The sequence below is a fragment of the Ignavibacteriales bacterium genome (assembly GCA_026390595.1).
In the GTDB taxonomy this organism is placed as follows: Bacteria; Bacteroidota; Ignavibacteria; order UBA10030; family UBA10030; genus UBA9647.
On sequence record JAPLFQ010000024.1, the window covers coordinates 81,791 to 100,141 of the forward strand.

Consider the following 18,351-nt stretch of genomic DNA (forward strand, 5'->3'; position numbering starts at 1 on the left):
TCCAGCCTTTGGGCTCTAAGATTCCCCGCGCTCGTCACGAGCTCCGCTCCTGACTCCAAGATCGTGAACGAATCCGCCCACCCTCATCGCAAATCCCTGCAATTGTATTCGATATCCACAAGATCGAATTTCGCGTAGGAAAACTCCCCGCCGGGTGTATGCCAGATTGCTTCTCCGTACGATGCGACCTTCCTGCCGTCAAAATCTTTGTAGTTCCGCACGGGAGTCGACCAGGGATAACTGAGATAGGTCTTCCCGTCGCCCGAGAGAAACCTGTCGTTCGAAATGAAATTGACCAACGCGCCCGCCTCGTTGAATGAGAGCATGGCGGCAATTGTATACCCCTGGTTCGTGAAGAACGCCTTCACAGTCAGTGAATCGATCTCTTCCCACTGAATGGTCGTGTCGATGAGCGCGGCCGGCGCCAGGATGCACATGTCGTTGAACATCGTCACCGTTTCTCCCTGGTTCATCTTCTCGCCTCGTGCATCCACCACCTGAATCGCGGAAGCGACCTTGATCTGCATGGTCGCGCTGTTCCCGATATAGGCATGCAGTCCGTCAAAAGCAATTCCGAACAAGGTCGATTCGATGTAGAAGAGCCGCGCGGGGTCATCATAGAAGTTGTGTTGTCGCACAGAGACGTCCGTCCAGGAACTCTCAAGGGTCCTCCGCATGGAGCCATGGTTCACCGCCCTGAAATTGAAAACCTTCGGTTTGCCGACCGCACCGGCGTAACGCAAGTACTTCTGAACAGGTGCCGGCACGTGACGCATGTCCATTTCGGTGAGCAGCGATGTCTCGTGCCGGACGCCTACCCTCGTCAGTACCTCGGCTTTGTAGCGATTCAGATAGCTGGTAGGAAGGCTGTTCAGGAACGAAATGATTACCGGCACCAGGATGATGACGTTCATGATCGTGCCGAATTTCGCATCAGTCCAGCTCAGGACGATCAGAAATTGCGAAAGGGCAATTGCAGCGGCTGACACAATCCACCACGATTCCAGGCGAAGAAGAAGGCAGGCAAACGCACCGATGAACAACAGGGCTGTCACGAGCCAGAATGCCCCTGCGGGCTTCGAAATGTCCTGTGTGAGCTGGCTGACGTCTGCCAGTTGAAACGCTTTGGAAAATCCGAGGAGGTGGATCAGGCCGTGGATGATGAGGAGAGAAAACAAGAACAGTCTCATTGCAGCATTCCTTCATGAGTTATAGAGTAGCGCGGAGGAAAAAATATACAGGTCAATGTCACCAACGTCAATTGGTTTTCCAGGATGGAGAGGAAATACGCAGGGACGTATCGGCTGAAGCCGCCTAAAAAGTAGAACGCGGCAGGGCCAGGTGTCCAATGAGCACCGTGGTTCTGAACCAGCCCACCACATCAAAAAAAGTGTGAGACGGCTGTAAACAAAGCCGGCACCAACTCACGGTTTGAACTGGTCTTGGACAGCGATGTTGTAGTGTACCTGACAGGGGAAAATGCGCCTGATTTCCCTGCGTTTGACCAACGACACAATTCTGGCAAAACCGGTTTGCGCTGAGATTACTTCACAAGTTGAATATGCCTCAAAGGGTTGTTCACCGATTGTCCGGCGCTTGCATTTCCGGCGATACTCCTGTACTATTTTTCAAAGCAATTCCCGGTAGGTCCCTCTGTCGTTTGATGTCCAGATTGTCGGTTTGACGTCGCACGTTCGAATATCCACGAGTTTCGGAGTCCAACCATGCACCCCACCACCGTATCCAAGTTTCGGGTCTTGCTGAGACCGTTGATGTTCGCCGGCTTCATTGCCATCATTGCTCCGTCCTTGCTGTTCGGCGGCGATACGCTCCGCGTGTTGATCATCGTTGGTCATCCTGATGAAGCCGAAGAGTACGCGGGAGGCACCGCCGCCATGATGTCTCAGGCCGGACATCGGGTCAAGTTCCTTTCTATCACGAACGGCGATGTGGGTCACTGGAGCATGACAAAAGAGCAACTTGCCAAACGCCGCCATGCAGAAGCCCTCGAAGCAGGCAGGATTCTCGGCGTGTCATACGAGATCTTTCCCTATCACGACGGCGAAGTTGAGAACTCAGTTGAGTTGAGGAAGCGGGTCGTGCGTGCCATCCGGGAATGGCGCGCGGACGTTGTGATGAGCATTAAGCCGATGTTCGGAGGAGGACACCCGGACGAAATGGCGTCTGGCATCGCTGTGCAGCAGGGGGCTGGACTCGCGTCTGCCCCTTTGTTCATGCCTGAGGTTCCCGCTCTGAAGAAGAGGCCGTTGTATATTCACATTCGCGACTATTACAGTAAGACCTTTCCGCACAAACCAGATCTGGTGATTCCGATCGATGCGACCCTTGAACTGAAACTCAAGTCATTCGATGCTCACGCGTCGCAATTCTATGAGTTCGCTCCATGGCAAAAGGGAATTCTCAACGAGGTGCCAATAGGGTGGGAGGGAAAGAGAGAATTTCTCAAGAAGCACTATCTTGATGACCTGGCGATCAGCGACGAGATGCGCGAGTGGCTGATCAAGTGGTACGGGCGTGAGCAGGGGCAGTCGTTTCAGTACGCGGAAGAATTTGAATTTCCCCACTACAGCCGGAAGACGGACAAAGCGGAGTTGATGAGGATCTTTCCTGTCCTGAACTCGGGGATTGCGAAGGAAAGTAAATAGCACATGATATCTGATGGGCTGGTTGTGAGCTTCGGAGCGATCGGAAAGATGCTATTGATTGCAGGGGATTGAGAGAAGAAATTGCCCTTTGCTACTTCGCCGTTCCCCTGCCCGATCTCGGAGGGCAGATCGAGTTGCAGCTCCGTTTCTCACGGACTGTCGATCTGAGAATCTGAGCGATTCTCCGTTTTCGTCACTTCCAATAAACGATAGTAAGTTGTCAATCGTGCGAATTTGGGCCAAAAGTCTCACCTGAAGCGGCCCGCGAACTACGGATTTGTGGGTCTCTGTCGGGTTTTTCCGTCCCTCGTGGTTGGCACAGGCGTTGTAGGAAGTCCCTAATCATCCTTTTACGAAATGCCAGGCCGACGAACTCAAATGCCGGCTATTCCAGCGAATTGACAGAATGACCTGGCGATCACATCGTTCCCACCTGACTAGTGTGCTGGTCCGAATTGAAAACGAGTTCCAGAACCGACAATCCCCCATTTCCTGAATCCCAAAAGGCAGGTATTCCAATGCTTTCCTTCTCCAGAGCAACAACATTTCTGTTTCTTGCCGCCCTCGGACTTCTGTTTCTGAGCAGCTGCACGAAAACGGAGGACTTTAGTCTGTACGATTCGAATGCTTCGTACAATCCCCAACCGACGATCACTGGCATCACCCCCGCCGGGGGCGCGGTTGCAGGTATGGATACAGTTGTCGTGCAAGGCTCAAACTTCTCCGCCTCGGTGTCGGAGAACTCGGTATTCTTCAATGCATCTCCTGCCGCGCTCCTGAGCTCGACGAGCACGCAGATTATGCTCCGAGCGCCGCTGGTGCCGAGCGACAGTATCGGTGTCAGGGTCGCGGTCTCAAGTTCCGTTCAATTCAGCAACACGTATCTCTTCTCCTTGAAAGCAGGGGTGAAGACGTGGGGGAGTCTTCAGGCGACTGAGACCTCTACATCGATAGCGACTGACGCGTCAGGGAATCTCTACTCGGGAATTTCGCTCACCGCAGTCGAAGGTGGCATTATCAAGATCACGCCTGCGGGTGTCCGATCAACCTACACTCCTCCCACGTCGGGTGTGGTTTCGTGGACGAGCCTGAAAATGGGACCAGGCGGATATCTGTACGCTGCACGAAATTTCAGGGCGTTGTATCGCTTCTCGCCTGGAGGCGGATCATCAGGAGCAGTGTGGCAGGCTTTCCCGGTCGGCGTCGCAATCAATGATATTGATTTTGACCAAAGCGGAAACGTGTGGGGAGGCGGCAACAATTCCAACATTTACTGCGTCACACAAGCCAAGGTGATCACAACTACTCCGTTTGTCGGGACCGTGCGCTGCGTGCGGGTCTACAACGGCTCCCTTTACTTCTCAGCCAAGACGGAAGCAGGGGAAAAAATCTGGCGGGCGCAGATCTCAGGTACCACGCTGGGAACACCTGAAGTCTATTTCGATTTCGCAGCCACTTATCCGGCTAACATACCTCTATCAATCACGTTCTCTTCTGATGGTATCATGTATGTGGGAACAGATTCTCAGGAGGGCCTCCTGATCGTGAACGCCAGCAAGACAGTGAGTGCTCCGTTTGGAGCCTACAAGGCCATGTTTGGAACCGGGCTCGCCTATCTCACATGGGGGAGTTCAGATGATCTTTATGCAAGCACCTCCAACGGACTTCTCGTGAAGTTCTATGTGCGGGGAAAGAAAAGCGCACCGTACTACGGCAGTACGCTGTAATGCACACAGACGTTTCTATGCCAAAGCGACATCAAGTGAGGACATTCTCAATGAGACAACTTGCGTTTATTCTTGTGTTGGTTCTTCTCGTCTGCTGCGGTTTCGTCCAGAACATTTTTGCCCAGCAGAAACTGGCCCAGACAGGATTCAATTTCCTGAACGTGGGCACCGACGCCCGCGCGACGGCAATGGGAGAAGCGTTCACGACCGTCCAGGGGTCGTCGACAGCCCTCTTCTACAATCCTGCCGGACTCGCAGGGATCAGCAAGTTCATGGACTTTTCCACGAACCAGCTGAAGTGGATCGCAGACATCAAGTACCTTTCCGGTGCCGTCGCTGTTGCCCCCTACGGAGGGGAATACGGCGTGGTGGGTATCAGCGTTATGACCATCAACTACGGGAATTTCAAATTCACCCGTGTTGCTAACAATGAGCAAGGGTATGAGGACGTCGACAGCTATCCCATGCCCAACGCATACGTCGTGGGAATCGGGTATGGTAAAGAACTCTCGAACCAGTTTTCAGTCGGCGGCCAGGCAAAATATGCCTATCAGAGCCTTGGCAAGAGCCTGGTTCCGGTCTACAAACAGACAACAACGAGCTCTGGCGTGGTCAAGACCGATACATCATACGACCTGCGTGACTACAATGTGGGAACGATTGCGTTTGATTTCGGGACAATCTACAAGACCGGTCTCAAGAGCCTTGCGTTCGGGGTATCGATCAACAATTTTTCGCGTGAAATCCGATATGAGCGCGAGAGCTTTCAGCTGCCGCTAACGTTCAAGATCGGCCTTTCCATGAACCTGATGGACCTGGTTCCGGACCTGGCAGACGATCATTCGCTCTTTGTCTCCATCGATGCGGTTCATCCGCGTGCATACGTTGAGTATCTGAATATTGGCGGAGAGTATGTGTTCGGGAAGACTGTCGCCCTGAGGGCTGGCTACATAAGTCACCATGCGGATTACAGCCTGACGGCCGGTATTGGCGTACAGAAATTCGGGGTTGCTGTGGATTACTCGTTCATGCCCCACAAAGTTTTCAGCGATATCCAACGGATTTCTGTGAGGTTTTCCTTCTAAGGTTGCTGCCGGGCATGCCGGAGCAATTCAATCGGGTGTTACGTATTAGAGGAGTGCTACCATGAGGAAAGGTACATTGATAGTGATAGCGACAATGCTCTGTGTCGCCGCGACGCTTACTGCCGGGCAGCATGGCAAGATCGCCGGTCGTGTGACCGATGCGGAAAACGGGCAACCGCTCCCCGGCGTCGATGTCATGATCGAGGGAACGACGGTCGGGACGGCGACCAATGTCGACGGCTACTACATGATCCTGAATGTCCCCCCGGGGCAGTATTCGCTCCGGTTCAGCATGATTGGTTATGCGAAGACCACGATCAAAAATGTCCGCGTCGAGATTGATATCACGACGACCATCGATACGAAGCTGAGCGCGACGGCTCTCGTCACCGGGGAAATTGTCGTTACAGCGCAGCGGCCGATCGTGACGAAGGACGTCTCAGCGAGCCGGTTCAACATTGAGACCAAGACCGTCGAGGCCATGCCGATTCAGACGGTTACGGAGGTACTGGTGCTGCAAGCGGGGATTAAGAAAGGAGATGACGGAATTGTCGTTCGCGGCGGTGGAACGAATCAGACAATTTTTGTCGTCGACGGCTTCATCATGAACGACGAACGGTCAAACGTTCCCTATGCAGCCGTCGGGCTATCGGCTACAAAAGAGCTGCAGGTTCAGACAGGAGGCTTCAATGCGGAGTACGGTAACGTCCGGTCGGGTGTTGTCAATGTCGTGACCAAGGACGGAGACCGGAGCCGGTACAATGGCACAGCCAACGTCCGGTACAAGCCAGCCGCACCGAAGCATTTCGGGCTCTCACTCTATGATCCGAATTCATTTTTCAACCGCCCGTACACAGATCCGACGGTGTGCTGGACCGGCACGAAAAACGGCGCCTGGGATCTTGACACGCAGAGCGAGTACCCGTACTTCCAGGGGTGGAACGCCGTGTCCCTCGCGACCTTGCAGGACAAGGATCCAAAGAACGACCTTACTCCCGAAGGCGCAAAGCGATTGTGGGAGTGGCAGCGACGCCGCTCAGGCGAGATCACGAAACCGGACTACACCATCGATGTCGGCTTTGGCGGCCCGATGCCTGTGGTGAGTGAAATGCTCGGCAATCTCCGGTTCTACCTGTCGCATTTCAACGAGCGGGAAATGTTCATCTATCCTCTCTCGAGGGATGCGTACACCGACAATCACACGCAAGTGAAACTGACGTCTGATATTACCTCCACAATGAAGCTCACAATGATGGGACTCTACGGTGAATCGAATTCTGTGTCGCCGTATGAGTGGACAACAGCTCCGACCGGGTATCTCATGCGAAGCCAGTATGAAGTGGCGAGTCTTCTCAGCAGCAGCGACGGGATGAACGCATTGTATATGCCTGATCGGTACAGCCCCAGCTCTGTCTACCGCACCACATTCGGCGCAACACTGACGCATATGCTCAGTCCGGTGACCTTTTACGAAGTGGCAGTCCAGCGCAACCAGAGCAGATACAACACATTTCAGTCGGCCACACGCGACACTTCAAAAGTCTACCAGCCGGTTCCGGGCATCTACGTGGATGAGTCGCCCAACGGGTACTGGGGCTATAGCACGGGCGCGATCGACGGCGTCATGAGCACAGGCGGATGGATGAACCTCGGACGGGACAAGAGCGTGAACTCCACGACTTCGATACGGGGGAGCATCACAACACAGTTCGACAAGTACAATCAGGTGAAGGCGGGATTTCAGTGGACGTACGACGATCTCGACATCAACTCCGGCACCTACAGTCCTTCGATGTCGACCTGGACGAGGAGTATGATCTATCATGTGTTCCCGTGGAGAATCGGCGTCTATGCACAGGATAAGCTCGAGTTCCAGGGTTTCATTGCGAATGTCGGACTTCGACTCGACTATTCGAATCCCAACAGCGACGCTTTTGATCTTTCCCCGTACGATATGCTCCTGAGTCAGGGACTGGGCAACGGGATCGAACAGAATGCTGCGAAGGAGAAAGCGAAAGCCGAGTTCTACATAAGCCCGAGGCTTGGAATTTCCCATCCGATCACCGAGAATTCAAAGTTGTACTTCAACTACGGCCACTTCCTCTCCGAGCCGTCCTCAACGTTCCGTTTCCGTCTGCAGAGGGAGTCGAATGGCCTCGTGACGTATATGGGCAATCCGAACATGAAACTCGAGAAGACGGTTTCGTACGAACTTGGGTTTGAGCAGAATGTTCTCGATATGTTCCTCGTGAACCTGGCGGCGTACTATAAGGACATTACCAATCAGCCTGGATGGATCTACTACCAGAACATCAACAGCTCGGTGCACTATTACCAGGCCACAAACAACAACTACGCTGATATCCGAGGATTTGAAGTGACACTCACGAAGATCGGCGGCTCGTGGATTACAGGATTCATCAATTACACGTATGACGTCGGATCGTCGGGGTATTTCGATCTTACATCCTATTACCAGGATGTAAACCAACAGCGGGCCTATTTACAGCTGAATCCGTACCAATCGAGGCCTCACCCGCAGCCGTACGCGAGGGCCAACTTGACGCTGCGCACGCCGGACGATTTCGGTCCCTCAGTTCTCGGCATGCGCCCGCTGGAAGGGTGGAGCGTGAATATCCTCGCAGGCTGGACAGCAGGGAGCTACGGCACGTACAATCCAAACTCCATCCCCGGCGTTGTCGACAACGTGCAATGGAAAGACAACTTCAACAGCGATGTGCGCTTCATGAAGAGCATCCGCATGTATGATCTCGAGTTCCAGGTTTATCTCGACATCCAGAATGTCTTCAATATCAAGCAGCTCAGCTACGCGGGCTTCGTGAACTCGTACGATTACCAGGACTACCTTGCCTCACTGTGCTTCCCGTGGATGGAAGGCGACAAGAGCGGAAGCGACCGGATCGGCACTATTCGGCCCGATGACGTTCGGTACGAACCTCTTGAACCGAATCCGAACAATGATCCGGCAGTGTCGGCCCGCAACCAGGTACGGAAAGACAAGAAATCGTATATCGACATGCCTAACAACACGTCGGTGACATTCCTGAATCCACGAAGCTATATGTTTGGCGTCAGAGTCAGTTTCTGACCACGCTCTTTGAATCGACAATAGGGAGAACCGCGATGTTTCGCAATCGTACATACCTACTCATCCTCGCATGCCTGCTGTATTCGACAACCTCTTTGGTGTCGCAGGTGCCGGAGACCCAGAAGCGCTACGTCCGCGTCGGAACTTTGCAGAGCCGCTTCACCGCCTATGGTTCGGAGCGCGCCTGGAACGACGTGTTCTATGAAGGGCTCATGTGGCCCGCAGACTACGCGTATCAGGACAATGCCGTGATCGAACGGCAGTGGATCGGGTGTATGGATTTCACCGATTCCAAGGGACAGCGCTGGGACAATTACGGCGTCTATTTTGCCCAGACCTATGCCGGCAGCGCCTTGTTCCCGATGGTCCACAAGCAGACTGCGAAGATCGATCTTCCGACTGTCTACGTGGACGGCACAGACATCAACGCCCCGTACAAAGGAGAAATTGACGAGATCGACCCGAACCAGATTCCCGACCGCATTGTGACCAACATCATCAATACCTCGATGGGCGTTACGATGACGCGCCGGATCCTGGCATTCAGCCAGCAATACCACGACAACTACTTCATCAAAGAATATACGTTCAAGAATACCGGCTATGTCGACGCAACGAACAAGAAGGTCCTGAACGCACCTGTGAAGGGGCTCAGGTTCGGTCTCGGTGTCCGCTACAGTGTCGGCCGCGAAGGATCGTTCAAAATCGCCGACGGCCAGGACTGGGGCAAGCATACATGGGTGACGAAACGCGGCGAGGATTACGCGGCGCACGCGACCGAAAAGTTGACCGAATCCAGCCCCATCCCTCAATGGCTCCGCGCGGGCTATGCCTGGGCAGGCCAATCGGCGATCAACACATTTGATAATCTTGGTGGGCCCGACAGGAACGGAAGCGGCCGGCTCTGTGCTCCGCAGTTCGCCGGTATGGTTGCCCTCCACGTCGACAAGAGCGCGACCAACAAGGCTGATGACCCTGCCCAGCCCGGCACACTCGGCTGGCACGCGGGAGACACCTATCCGAGTCTCGGCGATATGACAATCGGGACCGCGACGTTTCATACCGATCTCTACAAGATGCTGAGCGGAATTCCCTACAAAGGTCTCGGAAGTCCGACCGAACGCATGGACGAGGTGTACATGGCCACCAAGCCTGACCCGTGGATCATCCACGGAGACGGCGGCGGCACAAACGTATGGACCAATTACGGACCGTTCGATTTGAATCCGGGCGACAGCGTTGTGATCGTTATCGCCGAAGGAGTTGCCGGATTGAGTCGGGACGCGTGCTGGCAAATCGGCATGCGCTGGAAGAAGGCGTACGACAACACGAGCGACAAGGGGCCGTTCACGCTGCCAAACGGATCGACGACCACAGACAAAGATATTTATAAGGACACCTGGTTCTACACAGGCAGAGATTCCATCATGCAGACGTTCAGCCGGGCGAAGCGCAACTACGAACTGGGTTATCAGATTCCTCAACCGCCTTTGCCGCCCCCGCTGTTCAATATCGTTTCAGGCGGCGACAGGATCTCGCTCTCGTGGGATCATAGTCCGTCAAAGAACGCCGCCGGCTTCGGCGGATACAAGATATTCCGAGCAACCGGGAAGCCCGACACGACGTTCAAGGAAATCGCGAGCCTGGGAGCGACGGCGACCAGTTTCGACGACGTCACGGCGCAGCGGGGATTCAGCTACTACTATTACATCTCCGCCTTCAGCGACGGGAGCAACAATACGTCAGGAGGGCCGAATCCAACCGGTCGGCTTCTGAGCAGCAGGTTCTACACAAAGACGAATCAACCTGCGTACCTGCGGAGGAAAGCCGGGGAGAGCTTGGCTGGAATCCGAATCGTTCCGAATCCATATAACATCGCGGCTCCCGGTATGCAATATCCGGGTGAGCCCGACAAGATCATGTTCCTCAATATCCCGGGTCACTGCACGATCAAGATCTATACCGAGAACGGAGACCTCGTCAATACGATCAATCACGAGAACGGCAGCGGAGACGAGACATGGAATTCAATTACATCGTCCCGCCAGGTGGTCGTGAGCGGCGTCTACATCGTCCACTTCACCGTGACGGCCGACTTTCTCGATCCCGTAACAAATGAGCTGAAGTACAAGCAAGGGGACACCTCGTATCAGAAACTCGTGATTATTCGTTAGCAGGAACAACCTCTGTTATCAATAATGCCAGCGCCTCCGGAAGGGGGCGCTTGTGTTTTGGTGTGAAAGCCCGAAAAGAGCCGTACAGCCTGCATAAGGATGATGTTGCAGGAGAGGAAACTGACAGCTACTATTCGGTCAACCATCACGGGGGAAACAGTTCTTGAAACTTCCACAACCACACGCTTTCTGACGCGCAATGCGAACACGATCCTGGTTTGTCACAATTCTGATACTTCTGGCACTCTGCAGCTACCTGCTCTACTACTTCTATGATGTGGAACGGGGCCGTGCCATTGAGGGGGTCGTCAGCCACCAGAGAATTTATGCGCGGCAAGCAGCAAACAGCCTGAACGAGTTGGTCGACAAATGGAATAGTGTGCTCTCGTACCTTTCCCACGACAGGAACATCATTCTCATGAACGAAGAGGGAAAGGATGAACTCACGAAGTTGAGGGGAGTGCTGCGGGTCGAGATGAAGAGTATCACGCGTGTCGACAGCAGCGGGACCATCACCTATACCGCCCCGTACTACCCCAACTCAGTGGGCGCCAACATCTCCAAGCAGAAACACATTGCAAAAATTCTCGCCGATCACAAGCCTGTCGTGAGCGATGTGTTTGACGCTGTTCAGGGTTTTCAGGCAATAGCGATTCACTACCCCGTCTTCAAAGGCGGTGTGTTCGACGGTACGATAGCACTCGTGGTGGACTTTGGAGAGGTTGGGAGACGCATTCTTGGAGATATCGAGATGAGTGGCTCGGGATATGCGTGGATGTTGAGCAGTGAAGGGATCGAGCTGTATTGTCCGGTGACCGGGCATATCGGAAAGTCGATCCGCGAGACGGCGAAGGGATTTCCAGACCTGTTGCGTGTGGCCGACAGTATGCTCGCCGGCAAGGAGGGGATGGCGACCTATGTGTATGACGCGTCTGTCGGCAAAGTGCGGGCTGGAAAAAGGATAGCCTATTATCTCCCGGTTCATATCAATGATACCATCTGGCCGCTGGCCGTCGTATACTCCGAGGAGGAAATCACCACATCTCTGGCCGAGTTCAGCAAGAAGTTGGCGATCATCGTCGGTTGTATTTTTGTTGGCGGAGTATTCATTTCATATTTCGGTATCAAGGCCTGGGTAGTTGTAAAGGAATCGGAAGCCCGACGGAAAGCCGAGGAGCAACTCAAGGAGAGCGAAGAGCGGTACCGCAATCTGTACGCAAACGCTGCGATCGGCATTTGCCGTTTGACACCGCAGGGGAAGATCCTCTTCGCAAATCCGCATCTTGTCCGTATGCTCGGCTTTGAGACGTTTGAAAACCTCGCCGCATCCGATACCGAGGAGGGGGGATCCTCGTTGGGTCAGGATCGTCAGTCATTGTTGAATCTGCTTCACGGCACACAAGAGGTGCGGGGCCTTGAATCGAAGTGGCATAAAAAGGATGGTGCGGAAATATTCGTCCGTCAAAACGTCTGGTTGGTGTACAACGACGACGGGTCAGTTGCATACTATGATATCACCGCTGAGGATATCACGGAGCAGAAGAGGCTCCAGGAACAATTGCTTCAATCGCAGAAAATGGAAGCAATTGGGCAACTGGCTGGCGGAGTGGCGCATGATTTCAACAACATGATCGGCGTTATTCTCGGCTATGCCGCGATGATCGGAAAAGGCCTCAAGCCATCCGACCCGGCGCACCGAAGCATACAGTCAATCATCGCAGCGGCCGACCGCTCTGCAAACCTGGCAAAGCAACTGCTTGCATTTGCCCGGAAGCAGGTCATCACACCTGTTGCCCTCAACCTGAACGATGAACTCGTATCGATCGAGAGAATGGTGGGGCGGCTGATCGGCGAAGACGTCACGATCAAGCTCATTCTCGCCGAGGACCTGTGGACTATCAAAATGGACCCGGGTCAGATAGATCAGGTTGTTACGAATCTCTGCACGAACGCCCGCGATGCCATACAAAATACCGGTACCATCACGATAGAAACGTCCAACCTCTCCATCGTGAGCGACTCGAGGAACGATCACAGCGCCGTGACGCCGGGAGAGTATGTTGTCTTGACATGTTCCGACACCGGGGAGGGTATTGATCCGGCTTTACTGGAGCACATCTTCGAACCGTTCTTTAGTACGAAGCCCAAAGGCAAAGGCACCGGGTTGGGTTTGGCGACGGTCTTCGGCATCATCAAACAGAACAACGGCACTATCGATGTTCGGAGCGAAAAGGGGAAGGGGACCGTATTCAAAGTACTTTTGCCTCGCTTCATCGGTGAAGTGGAAATACAGAAAGAAGCTGTGAGTGAATTGTCGATTGATGGAAGCGAAACCGTCCTCGTCGTCGAAGATGAAGAAGACCTTCTCGCTATCATCGTTTCGGCATTGCAGTCGCATGGCTATGCGACATTCTGCACCTCGTCGCCCCGACGGGCACTCGAGATCTGTGCCGATCAGAAAGGGAAGATTGATTTGCTGGTGACCGACGTGATCATGCCGGAAATGAACGGGAAACAGCTGCAGAAGCGAATTAAAGAAGTGGTCCCTGCGATTCAAACCCTCTTTATCTCAGGATACACTGCAGATATCGTTGCCGAAAGAGGAATTCTGGAAAAAGAGACGAATTTTCTCCAGAAACCCTTCACTCCCGACACGCTTGTCAGGAAGGTTCGGTCGATTCTGACTCAATCGTGAGAAGTCGTTCAATGTGAGAAATGAGAATCGTTGACCTCATAACTTCAGGATGGTTCTCCGCTCCGGCGACAAGATGAAAGATCCCCCGTCCTTAGCGGTGATGCATCCAGGGTCTATTCTGTCGGCGTTGTTCATCGTTCTTTGTCTGTTGGGCCTCTCTGCAGCTGTTGCGCAGGGTCCCGTACAGACGCAGGGGATGAGGAGTATTCGCGAATTTGGTGTCCTGCCGACAAACACACCCGAAAAGAACCGCGCAGCGTTGCAGGCAGCGATCGACTCGGCATCAGCGCTGGGGGCTGCACTGTTTGTTGAACCCACTGACGAGCCGTACCCTGTTGCCAGCGGACTCGTGCTACGCAAAAACGTTTCGCTTGTTGGTGTCCATGGACCGGTGGGGAGAGGGACGCGCCATGCAGGCAAGCCTCAGCCGGTCGGCAGTGTATTCCGGATCGAAGACGGCGAAAAACCGTTTATCACTGTGGAATCCGCTGCACAGCTCCGGGGGCTACAGTTCTGGTACCCGGATCAGACTCTGACAGATCCGGCCAGGATTATCAAATACCCGCCGACGATACAAGTCTCCCAAACCCATCCGGCGCAGGGCGTGACTCTCTCCTGTCTCACGTTCTTCGGGGAGTACATCGCGATGGACTTCAACGCTGCCGCCAGTGTCCCGTGCGAGCAGATTCTTTTCGAACACTGCTACGGGTATCCGCTCAGCGGTGAGTTCATCCGCATCGACCACTGCTATGACATCCCGCGCATCCTGCATTGTCATGTGAATCCTGCTAATCAGCGTTTGATCCAAGGTGATTACAGCCGGGCTGTCATCGATGCGGTGGTGGCTTCGGGGACTTTCTCGTACGCAATAAATCACACCGACAATGCCGTCTTGATGGATGTCTTCACGTTCGGCGTGTACGGCGGTGCCTATCTTGGTCCCCAAACCTACGGACAGATGACGAGCTTCAACTTCGACTGCGTCACTATCGGAGTTCATAAGGTGGGAGAAGGATCGTTCAACCGGACTTGGCTGATTTCTCAGGGTTCAATCATTGCCAATGTCGGTCGCGCGGTGAGGGAAATTCATCCATTCGTTGTCGAGGGGGAGGGGCACACGTCGGTCTCGAATGTCGAGGCGTTCTCGGGCCCCAACGGTGCACTGACCACGATCGGTAAGTCCATGGACTTCCTGCTTGTCAGGGGAAGCAAGAAACTGACGATAAGCATGTCAGGCTGCCGGATGCGCAATTATGTATCGGACGAGCCAATCACAATGTTGAACAGGCGGGCTGTCGTCCAGGCGGTCGGGTGCATCGACAAGCACGAACAGCCGTTCAATGTGAGAGGTGATAGCGGAAGTCCCGGACGCTAGTCTGCAAAAGGGAGATAGACAAGTTCTTGAGAAGGCGTAAGGACGCACGCAGTGGTGATTGTGACATCAGGATTTATTTGAGCAGAAGCGCCTTCTTTGTGAGAATTGTTTTATCCGCTTTCAATCGGTAGAAGTAGATACCGCTGGGCAATCCCGCCGCATCCCAGCATACCGTGTAGGTGCCGGGATTTTGCACTGTCCTTACCAGGGTCGTCACTTGCCTGCCAAGAACATCGAAGACCGAAATCTCAATGAAGTCCCTGGCTGACAGCTGATAGCTGACGGCTGTTCGCGGATTGAATGGGTTCGGGTAGTTCTGTGAAAGTTCAATGCTCTGCGGCAGGTCGGCAAAGGTACCCTGAATGCTTGTCGCAAGTGCCGTAAATTCGTAGATGTCACCTGACCGAATCGGCTTGATCGTCTTCAGCGTGAACACACTGCCCGCCGCCGGGAGAATCGCCCTATCATCTCCCGAAAAGAATATCTCCCAGGTGATTATCAACTGGCCGCGTTGGTTCTTCTCCAGGATGTACACCTCATCGAAACGGCTGATCCTCCCGTCGCCATCCAACTCGCCGAGCACCACATCAGACCGATGGCTTTCGGTAGTGTTCCATACGGTGAAGTACAACGGCGTCGCGGCCGACCCGAGGTACGAGCTTGATGTATCCACAACCTGGTTCGCGATCCTGATCTCGTAATCCGACGGGTAGGCGACCCCCTTGATCGTATCGGATCCTGCGTACACCGTTGGAACTGAGATAAGAGATGTGAGCGTGCTCGCCCCCTTCGTCCATCGCGTCGAATCCCTGTTGTTCACCACACTCGGTGGATCGTAAACAGAGAGCCTCAGTCCGTCAAACGAAGGCCCCTCGGTTCCGTCGCCGACGTAGGCGATTTTCTGAAGGGCAACAGAGTTTTTCGAAACATCGAAGACGCTGTACGCCTTCTGCGATCCGGATGAGTCGTCAAATACTACGCGATACACATGGCCTGTCAATTGGCCCGGGTTCACCACGTTTGCAGTGACTTTCCCGTCGCTCACTCCGGCGACGTGCTTCGCCGTGCCGATCGATTGCCGGTCGTTCTGAACCCGAACCGGAGGCGAGACAATCTGAGACGAGAGAGTTCCGTCTGAACAGGTAATCTTCAACAGATATGAGAGCGCATTGGCCGTCGCCTGCGAGTTCCAGGAGTATGATCCCGTGTTGGGCAGGTCGGAGGCGATTGCCTGCCACGATCTGCCATCGTCACTGCTCCCGAAGATCGAAGCCCGGATTGGATCTCCCTCCGGATCTTCGGCACTCCATGTAACACGGTATGTACCGGAGATTGTCTCGCCTTTCTGTGGAGCGAGAAATACAATATCCGGCGGGCTGTTGCCCGGGTTATCGACGATGATACGCTGTGATTGAACGACCCCGTACGAGGTGTCGCCGAAGATCTGCGTGCGGACAAGATATCGCGTCCCGTCTCGGAACGCCCGGGTATTCCAGTCGTACACCGAGTCCCTGCCGGCTGTAAAGAGCAGCGTCTGCCAGGAAACTCCGCCATCGCTGCTGCATTCCACCATCGTCTTCAGAGTATCCGGCGCCTGTCCGCCGGACCAAGCCAAGCGGACGGTTCCTGCAGCCTTGCCAGGTATGGAAGAGCTCCAACGAACGGAAATGCTCTTCGACGGAATCTGGAACTTCGACCAGTGAAGCGGCAGCGCACGGATCATGTGTTCGTCTGCATTCCACCAATTGTGCTGGGACGTTGTTGAGAACAGCAGATCCGGGAAGGCGTTTCGGATCCCGATGGAGTTCAAGAAAACTTCGAATTGGCGGTTGGAGCTGAGGTTGCTTGGCGAGATCGCAGCGCTGTGCAGCAAAAATTGGATCGGACGTATGCGGGCGAAATATGGTTCGCCGGCGGCGATCATCTGATTGAAGTTGAACATGGAGACCGTTCCGTCATACGAACCGGCGGAGGAGAACCGTTCGGGGTTTCGCCAGATCAGGTTCACCATATGGAGGCCCCCGAGCGAGAACCCGTCTACGCCTCTGAACCATCGCCCCGGCAGTGTTCGATACTGCTGATCGATAAAAGGAATCAGCGTATTCAGGACAAACGAATAGTCTGCTTCGCTTGCCGGTCCGGACATCGCCGTAAACCCCGGCATCACGAGGATCAGCTTTCCCATGACGTTTTGTGCGACCAGGGTGTCCGCAATGCCCTGAATGTTCCTCCCGCCGCGGCTGGCATCTTCTGTTCGGTCCATCCATTCATCGACCGCACCACGAAACAAATAGACCACCGGGTATCGCTGGCTCGACTGGTCGTAGCCGTCCGGAAGATAGACATTGAATTGCCAGCTGCCAACGCCCGGCACAGAGAGCGACCGCAGTTCGACGTGACTCGTTTGAGCGTACAGCGAACAGGCCAACAGCATCGCCATCAGAATACTGGTTCTTCGTGTTGTCTTCATATCAAGCAGAATGTATGCATTCTTTCTCAAAGCACAAAGCGTGGGATCGATCGGCCCGATGCTCGTGTCAGATTTGCGACAGTTCTCTTGTTTCGCTATGTTAACTTCTGATACAGCACACGGGACGTCGGTAACGATCGGGTTTTCTTCAGCGCCACCTATGAATCGAAACACAAACAAATCCTTGGTATATTTTTTTATTGTCCTCGTTCTCGCCGGATGCAGTTGGCGGGAGGAGAAAACTTCGTCGTATCCCAACGGCCAGATAAAAATCAGGTGGTACGAACGTATGATCGGACCGTACCGGACGATCAAGGATGGAAAGTACGAGTCATTCTATCCGACGGGTGCCCGGCAGGCTGCCGGCGAATTCAAGAATGGCGACAGCGTTGGTGTGTGGGAGGAATGGTATCTCTACGGAGGAAAGCGGTTCGAGAAAACGTACGGTCCCCGGGGAAGAGTCACCGGAAGGAGCGTGGCGTGGATGCCAAACGGCGACACGCTCGAAGTACACACTTGCAATGAATCGGGAGAGCTGGAGGGAAGGCATGTCGTGTACTGGCCCGACACAGGCGAGATGCGGGAGGAGGGGGAATTCAGAGGGGGAAAGCGCCAGGGACTTTGGCAGGCGTGGTATCGCAACGGGCGAAGCAAATACGCGCGAGAGTACGAAGCGGGTCGGAGTGTCGGGACCTGGACAGAGTTCGGACAGGATGGTCATGTCGCGTCTCTTCGCGAATACCAAAGAGATCTGCCACCAGAGCTGGCACGCGTGTGGAGATCAGCAGCGGTGGAAGGAGTGCCCATCGGTACCTCCAGGGATTTCCAGCGCCGCGAGCGCACGGTTGATACCATACCGGCACAAGAACGTGTCTATGGTGAGCTGAGACAGCGCGGTCAGGAATGGATAGTTCCGTTCAAGTGGATTTCGCCTCGTTTTGAGGCCTTCTACAAACCACGCCTCGACACGCTCATAGTCTGGAAACCCGCTCCACCTCCGGAGTTGTTGCACTAACGTGTTGCCTTTCAGAGGCGACTAGCGTAGCTTTG

Annotated in this window: 10 protein-coding genes; 8 read left to right on the plus strand and 2 right to left on the minus strand. The window is 54.3% G+C overall.

Translation table 11 applies throughout. The features are described from left to right. Window positions 1–83: 83 nt before the first annotated feature. Window positions 84–1,190, minus strand: a complete 1,107-nt coding sequence (locus NTU47_13655) for a hypothetical protein (protein MCX6134853.1) — start codon at window positions 1,188–1,190, stop codon at window positions 84–86. Window positions 1,191–1,724: 534 nt separating this feature from the next. Between NTU47_13655 and NTU47_13660 the strand changes: the two genes are divergently transcribed. The 7 genes from NTU47_13660 (at window position 1,725) to NTU47_13690 (ending at window position 14,831) form a co-directional block, all read left to right on the plus strand. After that, entirely contained in the window at window positions 1,725–2,666 is a 942-nt protein-coding gene (locus tag NTU47_13660) for a PIG-L family deacetylase (protein MCX6134854.1), read from the plus strand. A gap of 518 nt (window positions 2,667–3,184) precedes the next feature. Continuing rightward, a complete protein-coding gene (locus tag NTU47_13665) occupies window positions 3,185–4,393 on the plus strand; it encodes an IPT/TIG domain-containing protein (protein ID MCX6134855.1) in 1,209 nt (402 codons plus the stop codon). Between the two features lie 50 nt (window positions 4,394–4,443). Next, window positions 4,444–5,478, plus strand: a complete 1,035-nt coding sequence (locus NTU47_13670; protein ID MCX6134856.1) for a PorV/PorQ family protein — start codon at window positions 4,444–4,446, stop codon at window positions 5,476–5,478. A 61-nt stretch (window positions 5,479–5,539) separates the two neighbouring features. Further along, window positions 5,540–8,587 carry a TonB-dependent receptor gene (locus NTU47_13675; GenBank protein ID MCX6134857.1) on the plus strand — a complete coding sequence of 1,016 codons (3,048 nt, stop codon included), beginning with the start codon at window positions 5,540–5,542 and terminating at the stop codon, window positions 8,585–8,587. Window positions 8,588–8,622: 35 nt separating this feature from the next. Next, entirely contained in the window at window positions 8,623–10,761 is a 2,139-nt protein-coding gene (locus tag NTU47_13680; protein ID MCX6134858.1) for a hypothetical protein, read from the plus strand. A 199-nt stretch (window positions 10,762–10,960) separates the two neighbouring features. Beyond that, a complete protein-coding gene (locus NTU47_13685) occupies window positions 10,961–13,456 on the plus strand; it encodes an ATP-binding protein (protein MCX6134859.1) in 2,496 nt (831 codons plus the stop codon). Between the two features lie 73 nt (window positions 13,457–13,529). Further along, window positions 13,530–14,831 (plus strand): hypothetical protein, encoded by a 1,302-nt coding sequence (locus tag NTU47_13690; protein MCX6134860.1) that lies wholly within the window; start codon window positions 13,530–13,532, stop codon window positions 14,829–14,831. A gap of 73 nt (window positions 14,832–14,904) precedes the next feature. Here NTU47_13690 and NTU47_13695 read toward each other — a convergent pair whose 3' ends face one another. After that, entirely contained in the window at window positions 14,905–17,301 is a 2,397-nt protein-coding gene (locus tag NTU47_13695; GenBank protein MCX6134861.1) for an alpha/beta hydrolase-fold protein, read from the minus strand. A 184-nt stretch (window positions 17,302–17,485) separates the two neighbouring features. On the opposite strand from NTU47_13695, the gene NTU47_13700 reads away from it, so the two are divergent. Continuing rightward, on the plus strand, window positions 17,486–18,316 hold the full coding sequence (locus NTU47_13700) for a hypothetical protein (protein ID MCX6134862.1): 831 nt from the start codon (window positions 17,486–17,488) through the stop codon (window positions 18,314–18,316). Window positions 18,317–18,351: the final 35 nt, after the last annotated feature.